Origin of the sequence: Slackia isoflavoniconvertens (genome assembly GCF_003725955.1) — a bacterium.
Classification (GTDB): domain Bacteria; phylum Actinomycetota; class Coriobacteriia; order Coriobacteriales; family Eggerthellaceae; genus Slackia; species Slackia isoflavoniconvertens.
Genome location: NZ_QIBZ01000013.1, coordinates 35,261 through 52,101, shown reverse-complemented (window position 1 = coordinate 52,101; position 16,841 = coordinate 35,261). Strand labels below are relative to the sequence as shown.

General features: G+C 58.3%; 15 protein-coding genes and 3 tRNA genes. 11 read left to right on the top strand and 7 right to left on the bottom strand.

Translation table 11 applies throughout. From position 1 onward, the window contains the following. Window positions 1-33: 33 nt before the first annotated feature. Entirely contained in the window at window positions 34-849 is an 816-nt protein-coding gene (locus DMP05_RS07510; RefSeq protein ID WP_123219860.1) for a nitrilase-related carbon-nitrogen hydrolase, read from the top strand. A 156-nt stretch (window positions 850-1,005) separates the two neighbouring features. Here DMP05_RS07510 and DMP05_RS07505 read toward each other — a convergent pair whose 3' ends face one another. The 3 genes from DMP05_RS07505 to argC all read right to left on the bottom strand — a co-directional run bounded on the left by DMP05_RS07505 (window position 1,006) and on the right by argC (window position 4,561). Next, the gene (locus DMP05_RS07505) at window positions 1,006-2,220 is read right to left on the bottom strand and encodes an aspartate aminotransferase family protein (RefSeq protein ID WP_123219859.1); all 1,215 of its coding nucleotides are present in this window, start codon (window positions 2,218-2,220) and stop codon (window positions 1,006-1,008) included. A gap of 52 nt (window positions 2,221-2,272) precedes the next feature. Continuing rightward, complete coding sequence (gene argB / locus DMP05_RS07500; RefSeq protein WP_123219858.1) at window positions 2,273-3,235, bottom strand: acetylglutamate kinase; 963 nt, start codon at window positions 3,233-3,235, stop codon at window positions 2,273-2,275. A 207-nt stretch (window positions 3,236-3,442) separates the two neighbouring features. Then, window positions 3,443-4,561: an N-acetyl-gamma-glutamyl-phosphate reductase gene (gene argC, locus DMP05_RS07495; RefSeq protein WP_123219857.1), complete on the bottom strand. Its 1,119-nt coding sequence runs from the start codon at window positions 4,559-4,561 to the stop codon at window positions 3,443-3,445. A gap of 158 nt (window positions 4,562-4,719) precedes the next feature. Here argC and DMP05_RS07490 point away from each other — a divergent pair. The 5 genes from DMP05_RS07490 (at window position 4,720) to rpsI (ending at window position 6,251) form a co-directional block, all read left to right on the top strand. Continuing rightward, window positions 4,720-4,804, top strand: a tRNA-Tyr gene (locus tag DMP05_RS07490). 5 nt (window positions 4,805-4,809) lie between these two features. Further along, a tRNA-Thr gene (locus DMP05_RS07485) sits at window positions 4,810-4,885 on the top strand. A gap of 71 nt (window positions 4,886-4,956) precedes the next feature. After that, a tRNA-Met gene (locus DMP05_RS07480) sits at window positions 4,957-5,033 on the top strand. Window positions 5,034-5,418: 385 nt separating this feature from the next. Continuing rightward, the gene (gene rplM / locus DMP05_RS07475) at window positions 5,419-5,856 is read left to right on the top strand and encodes a 50S ribosomal protein L13 (RefSeq protein WP_123219875.1); all 438 of its coding nucleotides are present in this window, start codon (window positions 5,419-5,421) and stop codon (window positions 5,854-5,856) included. 2 nt (window positions 5,857-5,858) lie between these two features. After that, a complete protein-coding gene (gene rpsI, locus DMP05_RS07470; RefSeq protein ID WP_123219856.1) occupies window positions 5,859-6,251 on the top strand; it encodes a 30S ribosomal protein S9 in 393 nt (130 codons plus the stop codon). A gap of 294 nt (window positions 6,252-6,545) precedes the next feature. On the opposite strand, the gene DMP05_RS07465 is transcribed toward rpsI, so the two are convergent. Beyond that, the gene (locus tag DMP05_RS07465; RefSeq protein WP_123219855.1) at window positions 6,546-7,010 is read right to left on the bottom strand and encodes an S-ribosylhomocysteine lyase; all 465 of its coding nucleotides are present in this window, start codon (window positions 7,008-7,010) and stop codon (window positions 6,546-6,548) included. A gap of 389 nt (window positions 7,011-7,399) precedes the next feature. Between DMP05_RS07465 and glmM the strand changes: the two genes are divergently transcribed. From glmM to DMP05_RS07440, 5 genes are all read left to right on the top strand, one after another. Beyond that, window positions 7,400-8,770 carry a phosphoglucosamine mutase gene (glmM, locus tag DMP05_RS07460; RefSeq protein ID WP_123219854.1) on the top strand — a complete coding sequence of 457 codons (1,371 nt, stop codon included), beginning with the start codon at window positions 7,400-7,402 and terminating at the stop codon, window positions 8,768-8,770. Window positions 8,771-9,157: 387 nt separating this feature from the next. Then, window positions 9,158-10,819, top strand: coding sequence for an ABC transporter substrate-binding protein (locus DMP05_RS07455; protein WP_123219853.1), 1,662 nt, complete (start codon window positions 9,158-9,160; stop codon window positions 10,817-10,819). After that, on the top strand, window positions 10,794-12,833 hold the full coding sequence (locus tag DMP05_RS10190; protein ID WP_123219852.1) for an ABC transporter permease subunit: 2,040 nt from the start codon (window positions 10,794-10,796) through the stop codon (window positions 12,831-12,833). Before DMP05_RS07455 ends, DMP05_RS10190 begins: the two co-directional genes overlap by 26 nt. An 11-nt stretch (window positions 12,834-12,844) precedes the next feature. Further along, window positions 12,845-13,768, top strand: coding sequence for an ATP-binding cassette domain-containing protein (locus DMP05_RS07445; RefSeq protein ID WP_244595091.1), 924 nt, complete (start codon window positions 12,845-12,847; stop codon window positions 13,766-13,768). A gap of 143 nt (window positions 13,769-13,911) precedes the next feature. Next, complete coding sequence (locus DMP05_RS07440; protein ID WP_123219873.1) at window positions 13,912-14,511, top strand: ABC transporter ATP-binding protein; 600 nt, start codon at window positions 13,912-13,914, stop codon at window positions 14,509-14,511. A gap of 1 nt (window position 14,512) precedes the next feature. Here DMP05_RS07440 and DMP05_RS07435 read toward each other — a convergent pair whose 3' ends face one another. From DMP05_RS07435 to DMP05_RS07425, 3 genes are all read right to left on the bottom strand, one after another. Beyond that, window positions 14,513-14,941 carry a DUF3783 domain-containing protein gene (locus DMP05_RS07435; protein WP_123219851.1) on the bottom strand — a complete coding sequence of 143 codons (429 nt, stop codon included), beginning with the start codon at window positions 14,939-14,941 and terminating at the stop codon, window positions 14,513-14,515. A 97-nt stretch (window positions 14,942-15,038) separates the two neighbouring features. Further along, window positions 15,039-16,370, bottom strand: a complete 1,332-nt coding sequence (locus DMP05_RS10245) for a rubredoxin-like domain-containing protein (RefSeq protein ID WP_161957500.1) — start codon at window positions 16,368-16,370, stop codon at window positions 15,039-15,041. Beyond that, window positions 16,370-16,771, bottom strand: coding sequence for a Fur family transcriptional regulator (locus DMP05_RS07425; protein WP_123219849.1), 402 nt, complete (start codon window positions 16,769-16,771; stop codon window positions 16,370-16,372). Before DMP05_RS07425 ends, DMP05_RS10245 begins: the two co-directional genes overlap by 1 nt. Between the last annotated feature and the right edge of the window lie 70 nt (window positions 16,772-16,841).

Genomic DNA, 16,841 nt, shown 5'->3' with positions numbered 1-16,841 from the left:
GTCGGAATTCGGTGCGACATTGAAAGGAAGACCATGGCTAAGATGAAGCTTGCGCTCGTGCAGTTCCAAAGCGTGTTGGGCGATGTGGAGGCGAGCATGGCTCGCGCCCTGCCCATGATTGATGAGGCGGCCGCCGCAGGGGCCAACATGGTGGTATTTCCCGAGCTGTTTACCACGGGCTATCATTTGGATACGGTCGGGCCGCGCATGACCGAGCTGGCCGAGCCTATCGATGGCCCTACGGTGCGCGCGTTGCAGGAAGCGGCCCGCAAAAACCACGTGTATATCGTGGCTCCCATCGCCCTTCTGCATGGGCTTTCGGGTGTTCCGTACAACAGCGCGGTGTTCATTAACTCCGACGGCACGGTGCAGGGGTCGTTTGACAAGGTTCACTTGTGGGCGCTCGAGCGCTTCTATTTCCGTGCGGGCCACGAATTCCCGGTGTTCGACACCGAATTCGGCAAAGTCGGCATTATGGTGTGCTATGACATGGGCTTCCCCGAGGCAGCACGCACGTTGGCGCTGAAGGGTGCCGAGCTCATCGTGTGCCCTAGCGCGTGGTGCGTGCAAGACGCCGACGTGTGGGAAATCAACGCGCCCGCCCGCGCGTTGGAGAACACGGTGTTTCTGGGCGCGGTGAACCGCATCGGGCACGAGGGCGACGACTTGTACATGCACGGTGGAAGCATGGTCTGCGGTCCGCGCGGCGGCAAAATCGCGCAACTTGGCGAGGAAGAGGGCATTCTGTACGCTGACCTCGATTTTGATGAGGTGCGCAAGAACCGCGTGACGAGCCCGTATTTGCGCGATCGCCGTGCCGATGCCTATGGTGAGGTGTGCGCGTACTAGTATTCGTTGAAGATGCGAAATACATTCTGAAAAAGAAAGCGGACCGGAGGCTTGCCGGTCCGCTTTTTGTATCTTCCGCAGGGCAAGTGGAGTTGCTTGGGAAGGGGAATGGGTTGCGAGACGAACTGCAAGGAGTAGTCCTTACAGTTCGCTGTGTTATGCCTCGATGAGTTTTTCGAGCTGGTCGGCCATGGCGTCGATGTCGGCATTCGTGGCGATGAGCGGAGGGAGGAAACGCAGCGTATGGGCTCCGGTGTAGTTGAGCACCAGGCCTTGCGGCGCGTTGAGGGCGGCTAGCACCAGCGCGGGCGCGTCGATGGAATCGTCAAACTCCACCGCACGCATAAGGCCGAGGCCGCGCACCTCTTTCGCATGGGGCAAAGCGGTCAAACGCTCAGCGAGGTGTTCGCCAGCGGCCTCAATGCGCTCGATTTCGCCTTCGCGGCCCAGCTCGTCGAGCACGCAGTTCGCTGCGGCGATGGCCAGGCAGCTGCCGCCGAACGTGGTTCCATGGTCGCCCGGCCCGAACGCGTCGGCCACTTCGGCACGCACGGCGCATGCGCCCATGGGCATGCCGCCCGCTATGCCTTTTGCCATGGCGACGATGTCAGGCGTGACTCCATAGTGTTGGAACGCGAAGGGGACGCCGCAGCGATACATGCCGCACTGCACCTCATCGCAAATCATGAGCGCTTTGTTCTCGCTCGTCAGGCGGCGAACCGCTTCCATATACTCTTGGGAGCACGGATGCACGCCGCTTTCGCCTTGCACGACCTCAAGGATTACGGCGCACACGTCATGATTGGCGAATGCTGCCTCGAGCGCTGCGACGTCATTTTGCGGAACGTCGACGAATCCGCCGGGCAGCGGCTTGAAGGCTTCCTGCTTCAGCGGCTGCGCGGTGGCAGCGAGCGTTGCGAGCGTGCGGCCGTGGAAGCTGTTCGTGATGGTGACGATGGTCGAGCCGCCGTTGCCGAAACGCTTCGCGTAAAGACGCGCGAGCTTAATGGCGCATTCATTGGATTCTGCACCCGAATTCGAGAAGAACGTCTTCCATTCGATGGGTTCGCCTGCGTCAGCGGTGCCGCCCAGAATATTCGACAGCTTCTCGGCGACCTCGCCGCGGTGCTCGATGTAGTAATAGTTGCTGACGTGCATGAGCTTGGCAGTTTGTTCTTGCAGGGTTTTTACGAGTGCAGGTGCGCAGTGGCCCAGGCTAATAACGCCGATGCCGCCAATGAAATCGAGGTATTGCTTGCCTTTGTCATCGGTGAGCGTCATGCCGTTTCCGCTCACGAATTCGACAGGCTTGCGGGCGAAGGTGCCCATCACATATTTCGATTCAAGTTCTTGCTGCTGTGCGAGGCTCATGGGAGCTCCCTTCTATCGACGCGCGTGTGCGCGTTTGGTTTGTTCCGAATCGTTATCCCAGTTCGATATTGACATTGGCGTCGAGGCGGCTCGCAAGCGCGTCGAGCGGTTGGGCCTGGTAGGTCTCGTCGGGTGTGCTGGGTTTCATCATGGTGCCAACGCCGTGGTCGGTAAGCAATTCGAGCAAAAGCGCATGCGGCATAGTGCCGTTGATGATGTGCGCGGCGGGAATACCCGCATCGAGCGCTGCAAGGCACGCTTCGATTTTAGGGATCATGCCACTGGAAAGCGTGCCCGATTCGACGAGCTCGCGGGCTTCTTCTGATGTGAGGGAAGAGATAAGGGTGTCTTTATCGCTGAAGTCTTTGTAGAGGCCATCAACATCGGAGAGAAAAATGATTTTGTGCGCGTGCAGCGCTGCTGCCAGATGGCCCGCTGCGATATCGGCGTTGATATTGAAAGGCTTGCCGTCGTCGCCCGCCGCGACGGACGCTACGATGGGGATGTAATCGTCGTTGATGAGGTGATCGAGGTAGGTGGGATCGATACTCGTGACTTCGCCAACGCGACCAAGCTCGGGGTCGAGCTGCGTGGCGCGGATAGTGCAGCCGTCGCCTCCGCTTACGCCCACGGCGAGGTGGCCGTGCACGTTGATGGCGTCGACCAAACGGCGATTCACGCTGCCCACGAGCACCATGCGCACGAGCTCCATGGCGTCATCGGGCGTCACACGCAGGCCGTTCTTGAATTCTACGGGCATGCCGCTTTTCTCGAATGCGGCAGAAATGTCTTTGCCGCCGCCATGCACGATGATTGGCTTCATCCCGATAATTTTCAACAGCACAATATCGGTCATGACCTGCGCCATAAGCTCGGGGTTTTCCATGGCCGATCCGCCATATTTGATGAGCACGGTTTTGCCTGTGGTGTGCTTGATCCAGGGCAGCGCCTCGACGAGCAGGTTGACTTTGGTGGCATAGTTGGAGCTGCGGGCTCCGGTTTTCGTGAATTTCATAAAACTCCTTGGAACCCGCGGAACGTTCGTGGCGTTGGCGGGCTTTCGTTGGAAACGGAAGATGTGAATATATGGGGGCAGGGCGCGTACGCCAAGCCGAAGGCGCGCATGCCGCGACGAATGTGGGCGCGCGCAATAGGCAACGGCTGGCAAACGCCTAGCTTCGTCGCTCGTTTCTTGCCAAGGAGGGTTTGGCCATAGTAATTGCTACGATGCGCATGCTACGCCGCCCAATCCGGCGTCTTCGGCAAGTCCGAAGACGATATTCGCGCACTGGACAGCTTGGCCAGCGGCTCCTTTTCCGAGGTTGTCGATGGCGGCCATGGCGACGATCATGCGCTCATTTGGGTTCAGCGACGCATTGACGTGCGCGCGGGCCGTACCTGCTACCGCGCCAGTTTTGGGCCATACGCCTTGCGGCAGGGCAGTTACGAGGTTTGACTTGGCATAGGCTTTTTCGTAGGCGCGATGCAAAGATGCGTCGTTGATTTCAGCGTCTTTTGCAAGCGGCAAATATACCGTGGCGAGAATGCCGCGCTTGAGCGGTGCCAAATGCGGCGTGAAAATGACATGCGCGGGCGCGGGGCGCACCGATGCATCGCCGGCAACGGGAGTGTGTGCGTCTGAAAGGGTGCGTCCATAGGAAAGCGCGATTTCGGGTTGGTGGCGATGAAGCGGCAGGCCATACGCTTCGAGCGATTCGTCGCCGGAGCAATAGTGGGTGCGCGCGCTCGGCTTTCGGCCCGCGCCCGTTATGCCGGAAATGGCATCGACGATAATGGGCGCATTGGGATTGACGAAGCCCGCGGCAAGTGCGGGGGTTGCCGCCAAAATAGAGGCGGTCACATAACAGCCAGCGCAGCCAACGATAACGGCCTCGCCTGCGGCATGGCGCGCCGCAAGCTCATCAAGGGCGGCGCGATTGGTTTCGGGTTGTCCGAACGTTGCGCGCTCGAGCAGCTCGGGCGCCGCGTGCTGCACGTGGTAGGCGGCTTCATAGTCGGCTGCGTGCGCGAAACGGAAATCGGCGGAAAGGTCGATGCACGTCACGCCCGCCTCGACGAGACGAGGTGCGTGAAGCATGCCAGCTTTGTGGGGTACGCCCATGAAGACGACGTCGCACGAAAGCAGCGAATCGGTTGCGTGCGGTTCGAGCACCAGGTTGTCGTAAACGCCGTGAAACGCGGGATATATGTCGGCAATCTGCTGTCCGGCTTCGGAATCGGAGGTGATGACGGCAACTTCGAACTCGGGATGGCTGGCGCAAATTCGCAGCACTTCGGCTCCGGCGTAACCCGTGGCCCCCATGATTCCTGCTTTAATCATGCGCTGCTCCTTTGTTTGAAATGCATAAAAAATCGGTTTCGTGCATATTAGACCGTTTTTAATCGTGAAACATGTATCTCAATAAAAAAGAATGAAGTTCCACAGGAATTCTCGGCGGAAGGTGCCATTTTTACGCTACAATTCCACCTCGCATTGCTGGGCGTGTGCCCGAGTGGTTAAAGGGGACGGGCTGTAAACCCGTTAGCTCTGCTTACCTAGGTTCGAATCCTAGCGCGCCCACCAGTTTTGCCCGTGTAGCTCAGACGGTAGAGCACTTCGTTGGTAACGAAGAGGTCACCGGTTCAAGTCCGGTCGCGGGCTCCATCTGCTCTTTTTCCTGCAATGGTCTTCGCCTGAATGGGAAAGGGATCAATCGGCCTCGGCTGTCATTGCATGGCGGTGTAGCTCAGTTGGTTAGAGCACACGGTTCATACCCGTGGCGTCACTGGTTCGAATCCAGTCACCGCTACCATTATTTCGGTTGGTTGAATGCTTCGCGCATAGGTTTGATCGGAAGGCGGCCGTCTGGCCGCTTTTTTAGTATCGCGGCTATTCTATGTATGTATACGGGCGACCGAAGACCACCGAAACGCATCGTTTTCGATATTTCGCCTATTTGTCGCGATTTCGTGAAGACTGCCGCTGTACCTGGTGAAACGTCACTTTTTCCATTGACGGCGGGGCGTCCAACTTGTATTCTGCAAAAGTTCGCTTTCAAAAGCCCCGCTAAACGCTGCTCAAAACGGGACACAGCGCGAAAGAATGTCCAGATTCTGGACCGTTGGTTTGGCGTAGGAAACCGAACAGTTTCGTGAAGCAGCACTTTTGAACCAGAACAAACGTATTTGGAGGAAATCGTGAAGACGTATTACGCAAAGCCTCAAGAGGTTGAGCGCGAGTGGGTCGTTATCGACGCCGCCGACCAGGTGCTGGGCAAGGTTGCCGCTAAGGCTGCCCACATTCTCCGTGGCAAGAACAAGCCGCAGTTTACTCCGCATGTTGACACGGGCGACTTCGTCATTGTCATCAATGCCGAGAAGGTGCGCGTCACGGGCAACAAGGCTCTCGACAAGAAGTACTACCGTCACTCCGGCTACCCCGGTGGACAGAAGTGCGAAACCTTCACCGAGGCTATCGAGAAGCATCCTGAGCGCGTCATCGAGCACGCGGTTAAGGGCATGCTGCCGAAGAACACTCTCGGCCGCAAGCAGCTCACCAAGCTCAAGGTCTACGCTGGCCCCGAGCATCCGCATGCCGCTCAGAAGCCCGTCGAGATCAAGCTGGAGGAGAAGTAACAATGGCAAACGAAGCTGTCTATTACGGCACTGGCCGTCGCAAGAACGCCGTTGCTCGCGTCCGCTTGGTTCCCGGCACCGGCAAGGTTACCGTCAATGGTCGTGAGGCTATGAATTACTTCGGCCGCGAGGCCCTGGTGAACTACGCCACCATGCCGTTCAAGGTTACCGACACCCAGGATCACTTCGACGTCATTGCCCTGTGCAATGGCGGCGGCATCTCTGGCCAGGCTGGCGCTCTGCGCCACGGCATCAGCCGCGCGCTGCTGCAGGCCGGCGAGTATCGTCCCGAGCTGAAGAAGGCTGGCTTCCTCACTCGTGACCCTCGTATGGTCGAGCGCAAGAAGTACGGCCTGAAGAAGGCCCGCAAGCGCCCGCAGTTCAGCAAGCGCTAATCTGCTCGCATACTTCACGCGAAATGGAAAGGCTCGTCGCTTATGCGGCGAGCCTTTCTTTTATGTATGCCTTTGGTTGGGAATCGCGAAAAAGCGGGCCCATGAGAGCCTATGCGTCAAAAAGCCGCGCGGAATACGAAGGCCCGATGGGTGTATCCATCGGGCCTTTTGCTTCGATTTCTAATCAATGAAAAGGGGGCAAGGCGCGCTCGAGATGCGCGGAAACGACCGGTCAAAGCCGGGTTCCGCGCTGTTGAAGCGTGCCCTTTGAGATTGGAGCATGTCGAACGTTGGTTATTTTTCGTAGGCGCAGTCGGCGGGCGTCCAGCTTTTCAGAATGGGAATCATCTTGCGGGCGATTGCTTTGGCGCCTTCGAGGTCTTGCTCTCGGAAGTTGCCGCACTCCTTTTCGGTGGCACCGGGCACATCGCCCTCAAAGCTGGCAATGAATGCGAGCATGTCATTGACAAGCTTGATGGCAACCTCGGGTTCCATGTTGCGCACGAGGAAATAGAAACCGGTACGGCACCCCATGGGGCCAACGTATATGACTTGGTCGGAAAGCTCGCTCGAGCGCACATAGGTTGCGAACAAGTGCTCGAAGCTATGGATGGCGGGGTAGGACAGATAGGTGCCGCAGTTCGGCTTGACCATACGAATGTCATAAGTGGTCACGTCGCCGTCAACACGCGAGGTGTACATGCCTTCAACGAGCTTGGTGTGATCGACGGCGAAGCTTGCGATTTGTTTGAGTTCCATAGGTCTTCCTTTGCAAAGGTTCGACGTAACGTTTCTTGGCCAATATTGTATCGATGCTTTTGACTGCGTTGTGGCTCTTTACGAATTTCGCTCAACGCCGATAGTGCAATTATGCCGCAAAATCGGGGTGCGTGGCGAACGCCGCAACTGCGACTCATGGCGGTCCATGCGCGCGATGTCGCCCGCTTCCAAACGGGCGACAACCACGGCGTTTTCGCGTGAGGTGCTCCGTTCGCCGCTCGATATGGTTTGGCGGTCTGGCGTGCGGTGCATTGCGGCCGCGAGTGGTAGAATACAAAAGTTCGAGGGGCGCGCGGGCGCCCTTTGCCATCTTGCGAGGCGATGTTTCAAAGCTTCGCGAGAGAGCTTTCACAAGGATTGGAGAAGCAATGGCCCGACTTTTTGGAACCGATGGCGTGCGCGGCGTAGCGAACGTCGACCTTACCTGTGAATTATCTTATAGGCTTGGGCAGGCTGCGGCATCGTTTATGGGCAAGACCATTGTCGTGGGCAAAGATACGCGCAAAAGCGGCGACATGCTCGAGGCTGCGGTGGTTGCCGGCATTACGAGCGCAGGCGGCGATGCGCTGCTTACGGGGGTTATTCCTACGCCGGCCGTGGCGCTGTTGGTTCGCGAACTGCATGCCGATGGCGGTATCGTGATTTCCGCATCGCATAATCCGCCGGAGTACAACGGCATCAAATTCTTCGACGCGAATGGCTTCAAGCTTCCTGATACGGTCGAAGACGAAATCGAGAAATTCATTGCCGCGGGCGGTGTTGAAGGCCAAATCGCGCGTGCGAAAGAGGCGGGCGAGGAAGCCGAAATGCCCGTGGGCGATGAAGTTGGCGTCGCTCTTGAAGTCGAGGACGCGTGTGAGATGTATATCAACCATGCGGTCGAAACGGTAACGAGCCAGGGAATCAACTTCGACGGGCTTCATGTCGCGCTCGATACGGGCCACGGCGCGTCGTCTCTCACGAGCGCAGAGGCGCTGCGCCGTTTGGGTGCGGAAGTCACCGTGATTAACGATGACTATGACGGCACTGACATCAACGTCAATTGCGGCTCCACCCATTTGGGCCCCTTGACTGAGCTTATGGCCGAATGCGGCGCCGACGTGGGCATTGCCCACGATGGCGACGCCGATCGCGTGATGCTCATGGCAAAAGACGGCACCGAAATCGATGGCGACATCGTCGAGGCGGTGCTTGCGGTCGATTTGAAGAATCGCGGCGAGCTGCCTCACAACACGGCGGTCTCCACCGTTATGACCAATTTGGGCTTCGTGCGCGCCATGGAGGCTCATGGCATTGATGTGCTGCAGACCAAGGTGGGCGACCGCTATGTGCTCGAGGCGATGCGCGAAGGCGGCTATGCCGTTGGCGGCGAGCAGTCGGGCCATATGATTTTGCTCGAGCACAATTCTACGGGCGATGGCCTGGTGACGGCGTGCCAATTCCTCGCTGCCGTTCGTCGCAGCGGCAAGCCTGTCGAAGAAGCCATCAAGGTTATGACGAAGTTCCCGCAAACGCTGATTAACGTGCGCGTGAAAGATAAACATGCGCTCGAGGGGAACGCTCCCATTTGGGATGCCGTGCACGCAGCTGAAGCTGAAATGGGCGATACCGGTCGCGTGCTTGTTCGCACGAGTGGAACTGAGCCCTTGGTGCGCGTTATGGTCGAAGCCGAAACTCAGGAATCGGCCGACGCCCACGCGAAGGCGATTGCCGAGGTGGTCGAGCGCGAACTCGCGTAAATCGCTGAAGCGGTTGCGCTTCTCGACACTTAACGACGTGACGAACGTGCGGGGCCAGCATCAACGATTCGACTTAGCATGAACTTCGATAGAGTATCCACAGCTCCGGCATATGCCGGAGCTGTTCTTATATGGGCACTCTGTGCGGGCTTGCCGTGTGCGACGAATTTGTCAAACAGCTCTTTCGCTGCTCTATTTTGGCCCACGATTGCTTCTGCATCTTGGTTTCGAGAGTCTTTCAAACCATGAGAGCTATCTGGCATAGCGGCGAATCACGGGACATTCGCCGAATAAATGTGTTACGCATCTTGAATTCGTAACACACTATCCTTTACTATGCGTGTTACGAAATCGTATTCCGTAACATTAAAAGGGAAGGAAGCAGAAATGGCGATACATGAGCAGGATGTTGCAATGTGCAAAAGGCGCGATTTTCTGAAGCTGGCCGCGTGCGGCGCTGCCGTTGCGTCATTTGGTGGTGTGCTTTCGGCATGCGTGGGCGGGTCTTCGACGGAGGGCGCCGAAAGCGCTGCGGCTACCGATCAAGTTATCGTGGCCATGAATACTGGCAGCGAGCCTGCCGCCGGTTTCGATCCGTTGCGTGCGTGGGGTTGCGGCGAGCATGTCCACGAGCCCCTTATTCAGTCGACGCTTATTACGACCGACGAGAATCTGGAATTCCAAAACGACCTCGCGACCGACTATTTCTGCTCGGATGATGGTCTCACCTGGACATTTGCTATTCGCGACGACGTGAAGTTCACTAATGGCGATCCGCTTACCGCATCTGACGTCGCCTTCACTATTAACGGCGTCATTAAGGGTGAAGCTTCCGAGGCCGACCTTTCCATGGTGCGCGAAGCTGTGGCGACTGACGCTACGCACGTTGAGCTGTATTTGACCAAGCCCTACAACATGCTTCTATACACGCTTGCCGTGCTGGGCATCGTTCCCGAGAAAGCATACGGCGACGATTACGGCGCCAATCCCATTGGATCGGGCCGCTACATGCTTGAGCAGTGGGACAAGGGCCAGCAGGTTATTTTGAAGGCGAACCCCGATTATTATGGCGAAGAGCCGAAAATGAAGCGCGTCGTGGTCGCGTTCATGGAGGAAGATGCGGCTCTCGCCGCCGCTCGCGCCGGCCAGGTCGACATCGCGTTTACTGCCGCCGTGTATTCCGACCAGGAAATCGCCGACTATGAATTGCTCGCATGTGAGACGGTGGACTCTCGCGGCATTTCCCTTCCTACGCCGCAGCCGGGCGGTACCAAGGAAGGCGACGGTGGCGTTGCATACCCCGTAGGCAATGCGGTGACGAGCGATATTGCCGTGCGTCGCGCCATCAACTATGGCGTAGACCGCGAAACCATGATCAAAAACGTTATCAATGGCTACGGAACGCCTGCGTACAGCGTGTGCGATAAGTCGCCGTGGGGTTCCCCCGATATGAAGGTCGAGACCGACGTGGCTTATGCCAAGCAGCTTCTTGACGAGGCCGGCTGGGCTGCCGGCGCCGATGGTATTCGCGAAAAGGACGGCGTGCGCGCTGCGTTCGATTTGTATTACGCCAGCAACGACTCGGTGCGCCAGGCGCTTTCGGCGGAATTCGCGAATCAGATGAAGGAGCTTGGCATCGAGGTCTCTATTAAGGGCGCGAGCTGGGATGATATTTATCCCCATCAGTACAGCGATCCCATTTTGTGGGGTTGGGGTTCCAATGCCCCCGTTGAGACGTATGAGCTCAACTATTCCACTGGCTGGGGCAACTATGCATGCTATAAAAACGAAAACGTCGACTCATATCTCGACGAGGCTCTCGCGATGCCGCATGTGGAAGATTCTTACGAGCTTTTCCAGAAGGCCCAGTGGGACGAAGCGACCCAGCAGGGCGTTGCGCCGCAGGGTGCCGCGACGTGGGTTTGGCTTGCGAACGTGGACCACTTGTACTTCAAGCGTGTTAACCTTAACGTCGCCAAACAGAAGCCCCATCCGCATGGCCATGGCTGGAGCTTGGTAAATAATGTCGATACGTGGAGCTGGTCGTAATTTCGTGGTTCGGTATGCACTAGAACAGATCGTTCGTTTCGTCGCGCTCATGTTCGCGGTGAGCTTCGTTGTGTTCGCGCTCGTGTCGGCTTCGCCCATCGATCCCGTTCAAATGAACGTAGGCCAGGCGGCCTATATGACGATGAGCGAAGCCAAGCGGGCGCAGCTCGCCCAATACTGGGGCGTGGGCACGCCGTTGCTTGAACGCTATGCGAATTGGCTTGCTTCCGTTTTGCAGGGAGACTGGGGCACTTCGCTGCGTTTCAACGCTCCCGTGATGGAGGTTCTGGGCAATCGCGCGGCAAACTCGTTGGCGCTTTTGGGCATTGCGTGGGTCGCAAGCGGCGTGCTCGGCCTGCTGCTCGGCGTGGTCGCGGGCGTCAATCGGGATCGGTGGCCCGATCGATTGGTGAAAGGCTATTGCTTCGTGCTTGCCGCGACGCCGACGTTTTGGCTGGGGCTTGTGGCCCTCATGGTGTTTTCGGTGTGGCTGGGCTGGTTCCCTCTGGGCTTTTCGGTGCCGCTTGGAAAATCGGCGGCCGATGTGACGCTGCTCGACACCGCTAGCCATATCGTGTTGCCTGCGATCGTGCTTTCATTCGTGGGCGTGGCGAACATCGCGTTGCATACGCGCGAGAAGCTCGTCGATATTCTTGAATCCGATTATGTGAAATTTGCCCGTGCTCGCGGTTTGTCTACGTGGCAAATCGTGCGTCGCCATGGCATGCGCAATTTGCTGTTGCCTGCGATGACGTTGCAATTCGCCTCTATCTCAGAGATTTTCGGCGGTTCGGTTCTTGTCGAGCAGGTTTTTTCATATCCCGGTTTGGGCCAGGCGGCGATTACGGCTGGCCTCGGCGGAGATGCGCCTCTTCTGGCGGGCATCGCCGTGGTTTCGGCCATGCTTGTGTTTGGCGGAAATTTGACGGCGAATATTCTTTACGGGGTGGTTGACCCGCGTATTCGCCGTGGGCAAATGCGCGAACGCGCAGGCAGGCCCCGCATTGCGCGCGAGGCTCGCGATTCCGCACGGGTCGAAGAAGCGCTCGTGCCTATGCCGGCGATGGTTGGCACGGGTGCAGGCCAGGTGCCGAGCGCTGGTGCCCTGCCGAGCGTGCGCCGCTCAGTGGCGCAGACGTCGAGCGCGGTTCGCGAATCGTTGCAGCTGGGCACATTGTTGCATGCGCCTCGTCGACGAGGCGCCAATCGCGTCGCGACGTTTGCCAAGTTCGTGGTGGCCGCCATTTTGCTCGTGTTCGTGGTTATCGCGGGTATGGCGCTTTCCGATATGGCGACCACGACCGATTTCTCGTTGAAGTCGCTTGCTCCGTGCCTCGCTCATCCGTTCGGCACCGATTGGATGGGGCGTGACATGCTCGCGCGTACGCTTTCGGGTCTTTCGACGAGCGTCGTGCTGGGTTTGGTCGCCGCATGCGTGTCTTCGGTTATCGCAGTGATTTTGGGGGCGGCTGCGGCGCTTTGCGGCCCGAAGGTCGACGCTGTGATCAGTTGGCTTATCGACCTCATGATGGGCGTGCCCCATATCGTCTTGCTTGTGCTTATTTCCTATGCGCTCGGCAAAGGCTTTTGGGGTGTTGCTGTTGGCGTGGCGATTACGCACTGGCCGAACCTCGCTCGCGTCGTTCGCGCCGAAATTCTGCAATGCAAGCAGTCTGACTTCGTGATGGCGGCGCGCCGCATGGGGAAGAGTTCTGCATATATCGCCATCCACCATATGGTTCCGTTCGTGTTGCCCCAATTTGTCGTGGGACTTGTGCTCATGTTCCCCCATGCGATTTTGCATGAGGCTTCGATTACGTTCCTTGGCTTCGGCCTTCCGCCCGAGATGCCTGCGATTGGCGTTATCCTGAGCGAAAGCATGGGATATCTCACCACGGGCATGTGGTGGCTGGCGGTGTTTCCCGGCATCGCGCTTGTCGCTGCGGTTATGTTGTTTGACGCCGCCGGGGAAAGCCTGCGTAAGCTAATCGACCCGCATACGAGTCAGGAATAGAGGTGGCGAACGTGAAAGACGAACATCTTTTGGCTCACGAGGCGCATAAACACGGCGACGCCTCTATGCACCATCACCATTCCCATGCGATGTCGTCGCACCATGCGCATGGGCATCATTTGCTGCAGGTTGAGGATTTGTGCGTGTCGTTTTCCATGTACGACCCCGATGAAACGCATTTTTTCCGCGCTCGCAAGAAAGACGTGAGCGTGATTTCCGATCTCTCGATTTCAGTGCATGCGGGCGAGATTATGGCAATCGTCGGTGCGAGCGGTTCGGGCAAGAGCCTTTTGGCCGATAGCGTTCTGGGCCTCTATGAGCCCAATGCCATTGTCTCGGGAACAATCTGGTTCGACGGCGTGCGCCAAGATGCCGCGTCGCTCGCGCAGCTGCGCGGTCGCGAGATTGCGTTCGTTCCGCAGAGCGTTGCCAACCTTGACCCTCTTATGAAAGTGGGCCGGCAGGTTCGTGGCGTTGCTCGCGATGCGGCCGATGCCGAGCGTCGCGCCGAGCGCCAGCGCGCGCTGTTCGAGCATTACGGGCTTGCCCCCGAAGTTGAGGACATGTATCCGTTTGAATTGTCGGGCGGCATGGCCCGCCGTGTGCTCTTGGCGAGCGCCCTGGTCGAAAGCCCGCGTCTTATTGTGGCCGATGAGCCGACGCCTGGCCTCGATTTGGATTTGGCGGTGCGCGCCCTCGACGATCTTCGCGCATTCGCCGATGCGGGTGGCGGCGTGCTGCTTATTACACACGACATCGAGCTCGCATTGCGCGTGGCCGACCGTATCGCCGTATTCAAAGACGGAACGGTCATAGAGGAAACCGCCGTCGAAAGCTTCGACGACCCGAGCCAGTTGCGCCACCCGTTTTCGCGCGAACTGTGGCGCGCGCTTCCCGGCAATGGATTTTCGGTGTCCGAGGAAGCGATTGGGTAGGTGGCCTTTGGGCGATGCGCGTTTGAACGCACGGTGTGCGGCGCCATGGTTTGGCGATGGCTGGCTCGCTGCGTTTGTCGATAATGCCGCGCATGGCGAAGCAATGCGTAGGCGAGGTTGGTATGCGGAAGGGAATGCAAAAGATGCTCGAGGCGAAGGACATTTCGTTTGCGTATAGCGGAGGACGCGTGCTCTATGACGGCCTTTCGCTTCAAATCGCGCCCGGCGAACGAATCGCTCTGTGTGCGCCTTCGGGCTTCGGAAAAACGACGCTATGCCGTATTCTTGCTGGCTACCTGAAGCCTGCGGCAGGCAGCGTGATGGTGGACGGCTCTCCGTTGCCGTTGCGGGGAATGTGCCCCGTCCAGCTTATTGGCCAGCATCCCGAGAATATGGTCGATCCGCGTCAGACCATGGATAGCATGCTGGCGGAGGCGGGCGATACGCCAAGCGAGCTTCTTTCGGGGCTCGGCATTCGTCCCGAATGGCGTCGCCGCCACGCCCACGAGCTTTCGGGTGGAGAGTTGCAGCGCTTCTGCATCGCGCGTGCGCTGGCGTGCGCTCCGCGCTATCTTGTCGCTGACGAAAGCACAGCTATGTTCGATGCAGTTACGCAGGCGAGGGTCTGGCGCTTCCTTATGCGATGGTGCGAGAAAAACGGTGCGGGTCTCGTGTTCGTTTCCCATTCGCCGGAGCTTATAGATCATGTAGCGACGCGTACGATTATGCTCGGCGCGCGATAGCCTATTGAGCGTTTTGGGTCATGGCGGCGTGCTCCTTGGCGATTTCTGCCATGAGCACATGCATCGGCCAGAGGCGGTTGTGGGCAGTGACCTGCGCTTTGTGGGCGATACTCACGTTCGCTTCGCGCATGACGGCGAGCATCTCGTTGATCAGCGCGTTTGGCATGGGGCATACCAGCATGAATTCGTCACGTGGCGCCTGGCCTTCGAAGGCGTTGCGCGTGGGCCTCATGCCGGGCATGCCGGCTATGGCCCCAACGGGGTTGCCCAGATGTTCAGGCGCGATAGTGCGCACGCGAATTCCTAGGTCGCGCAGAACGGCGCGAACGGCATCGCCCCGGGGAGTTCCTTCGTCAAGGCCATAAAGCGCGACCATGGGTTCTCGTTTCTGAGCGTTGCGCGCTTTTGCGCCCGAGCTTTTTTTCGCCACGGTTTCTCCCTGCTTTCCTTATTGAAAACGCCCCGCATTCGAGCGATGCAACGAATGCGGGGCGTTGTGGTCGATTGCCTTGCGACGCGCTTTGGGCTTAGCCGAAGTAGCGGTCGAGCAAGCCCTTCAGGGCGCGGCCGTGACGAGCTTCGTCGCGAGCCATTTCGTGCACGGTATCGTGAATGGCGTCGAGGCCGTTCTTCTTTGCGCAGGTGGCGAGCTCAGTCTTGCCGTTGCATGCGCCGAATTCGCACTCAACGCGCCATGCGAGGTTCTCTTTCGTCGAGGCTTTCATGTTGGGCTCGAGCTCTTCGCCAAGCAGCTCCGCGAACTTCGCGGCGTGCTCCGCCTCTTCGAAGGCGGCCTTTTCCCAGTACAGACCAATCTCGGGATAGCCCTCGCGGTGTGCGATGCGAGCCATGCACAGGTACATGCCCACCTCGGAGCACTCGCCGTTGAAGTTCGCCTTCAGCTGATCGAGGATGAACTTCTTGTCCTCGTCGGAGATTGCCTCGTTGTCCTTCACGGTTTTGGCGTAGATGCCATATTCGTGCTCAGCGGCGAGCGTCTGCTCACCTTCGAGCTTCTTGAACGCGCTTGCCGGAGCGTGGCATACGGGGCATTCCGCGGGAGGCTCGGCGCCTTCGTAGATGTAACCGCATACGCTGCAGACCCATTTGGTTTCCATATTCATTACCCCTTTACTTTGTGGTTCCTGCGGCGTTGCCGCCGCGGCCTGTATATCTTCACCGCCGTGTTCATTTGCGTACACGGGCTCGAAATCTTCGGCGCCGTGTTTGCAAATTGGGCAGATGAAATCGGATGGAAGGTTTTCGCCTTCGTAGATGTAACCGCAAATCGTGCACTTCCATGCGACGATTTCGCCAACATTGGCTGCCGTGCGGGACGCGCTCGCCGCAGCTCCCGTCTTTCTTGTGACGTTGCGGTAGTAGTCGTAGGTGATGGGCGCCTTATCGGAAAGGCGGCGTGCCTCGACGACTTCGCCCACATACATCACATGGCTTCCCATGTCGATGCTCTCGACGACGCGGCAATCGAAAAACGCGATGGCACTTTTCTCGAAAACGAGGCCGCTTTCGGTGCGCGATGGGTTCGCTCCGGGAATGGAAGCGTCGTCGCTCGCGACGAATTTCTCGATGTCGTGCCCGCTTTTCATGCCGAAATGCTCAAAATACTCAAGCGGCGTGGATTCGTCGAGCACCGAGACGCAGAACCGATTTGAAGCGGCGATCGTCTCTTGCGTGCACGAGCCCTTGATGCATGCGACGCTTATCTGCCGAGGCTCCGACGCTGCCTGGATGGCGGTGTTCACGATGCAGGCATTGTCGCGGCCATCGGCTTGCGAAGCGAGCAAGAACAGCCCATAGCTGAAAGCGTGAAACGCCTTGGTGTCAACGGAATCGCTCATTATTCCTGCCTTTCTTGGGCGCATGCGGAGCATAATCCGCAGAAGAGCAGCTCATAGCCCGTGATGGTAAAACCGGGCGCGGTCGCCTTGTCCAATGACTCTGTGACGTTGCTTGGTAAGTCAACCTCGACGTCGTCGACGCGGTCGCATTTCGCGCATACCACGTGGTAGTGGGGGCGCAGGGTGTCGTCGAAATGATCGGCGCCGCTGCTTACGCGCACTTTGAGCGCTTGGCCATTGTCAGACATCTTGTTGAGGTTGCGATATACCGTAGCCCTGCTGATAGAAGGGTATTCGTCCTTCATGGACTGATACACTTCGTCGGCGGTGGGGTGGCTGCCATGGAGTTTGGCGAGTTGCCCCGCGATGATTTTTTGCTGAACGGTGTTGCGCTGCGCCATGGTGACCTCCTCTCGGTACGCCTAATACTATATGCCAATTGATATCAAATATCAATAAGAATTTTTGCTT

Coding starts and splice junctions, on each gene's coding strand:
- DMP05_RS07510 (WP_123219860.1), top strand. CDS start 34: ATGGCTAAGATGAAGCTTGCGCTCGTGCAGTTCCAAAGCGTGTTGGGC.
- DMP05_RS07505 (WP_123219859.1), bottom strand. CDS start 2,220: ATGAGCCTCGCACAGCAGCAAGAACTTGAATCGAAATATGTGATGGGC.
- argB (WP_123219858.1), bottom strand. CDS start 3,235: ATGAAATTCACGAAAACCGGAGCCCGCAGCTCCAACTATGCCACCAAA.
- argC (WP_123219857.1), bottom strand. CDS start 4,561: ATGATTAAAGCAGGAATCATGGGGGCCACGGGTTACGCCGGAGCCGAA.
- rpsI (WP_123219856.1), top strand. CDS start 5,859: ATGGCAAACGAAGCTGTCTATTACGGCACTGGCCGTCGCAAGAACGCC.
- DMP05_RS07465 (WP_123219855.1), bottom strand. CDS start 7,010: ATGGAACTCAAACAAATCGCAAGCTTCGCCGTCGATCACACCAAGCTC.
- glmM (WP_123219854.1), top strand. CDS start 7,400: ATGGCCCGACTTTTTGGAACCGATGGCGTGCGCGGCGTAGCGAACGTC.
- DMP05_RS07455 (WP_123219853.1), top strand. CDS start 9,158: ATGGCGATACATGAGCAGGATGTTGCAATGTGCAAAAGGCGCGATTTT.
- DMP05_RS10190 (WP_123219852.1), top strand. CDS start 10,794: ATGTCGATACGTGGAGCTGGTCGTAATTTCGTGGTTCGGTATGCACTA.
- DMP05_RS07440 (WP_123219873.1), top strand. CDS start 13,912: ATGCTCGAGGCGAAGGACATTTCGTTTGCGTATAGCGGAGGACGCGTG.
- DMP05_RS10245 (WP_161957500.1), bottom strand. CDS start 16,370: ATGAGCGATTCCGTTGACACCAAGGCGTTTCACGCTTTCAGCTATGGG.
- DMP05_RS07425 (WP_123219849.1), bottom strand. CDS start 16,771: ATGGCGCAGCGCAACACCGTTCAGCAAAAAATCATCGCGGGGCAACTC.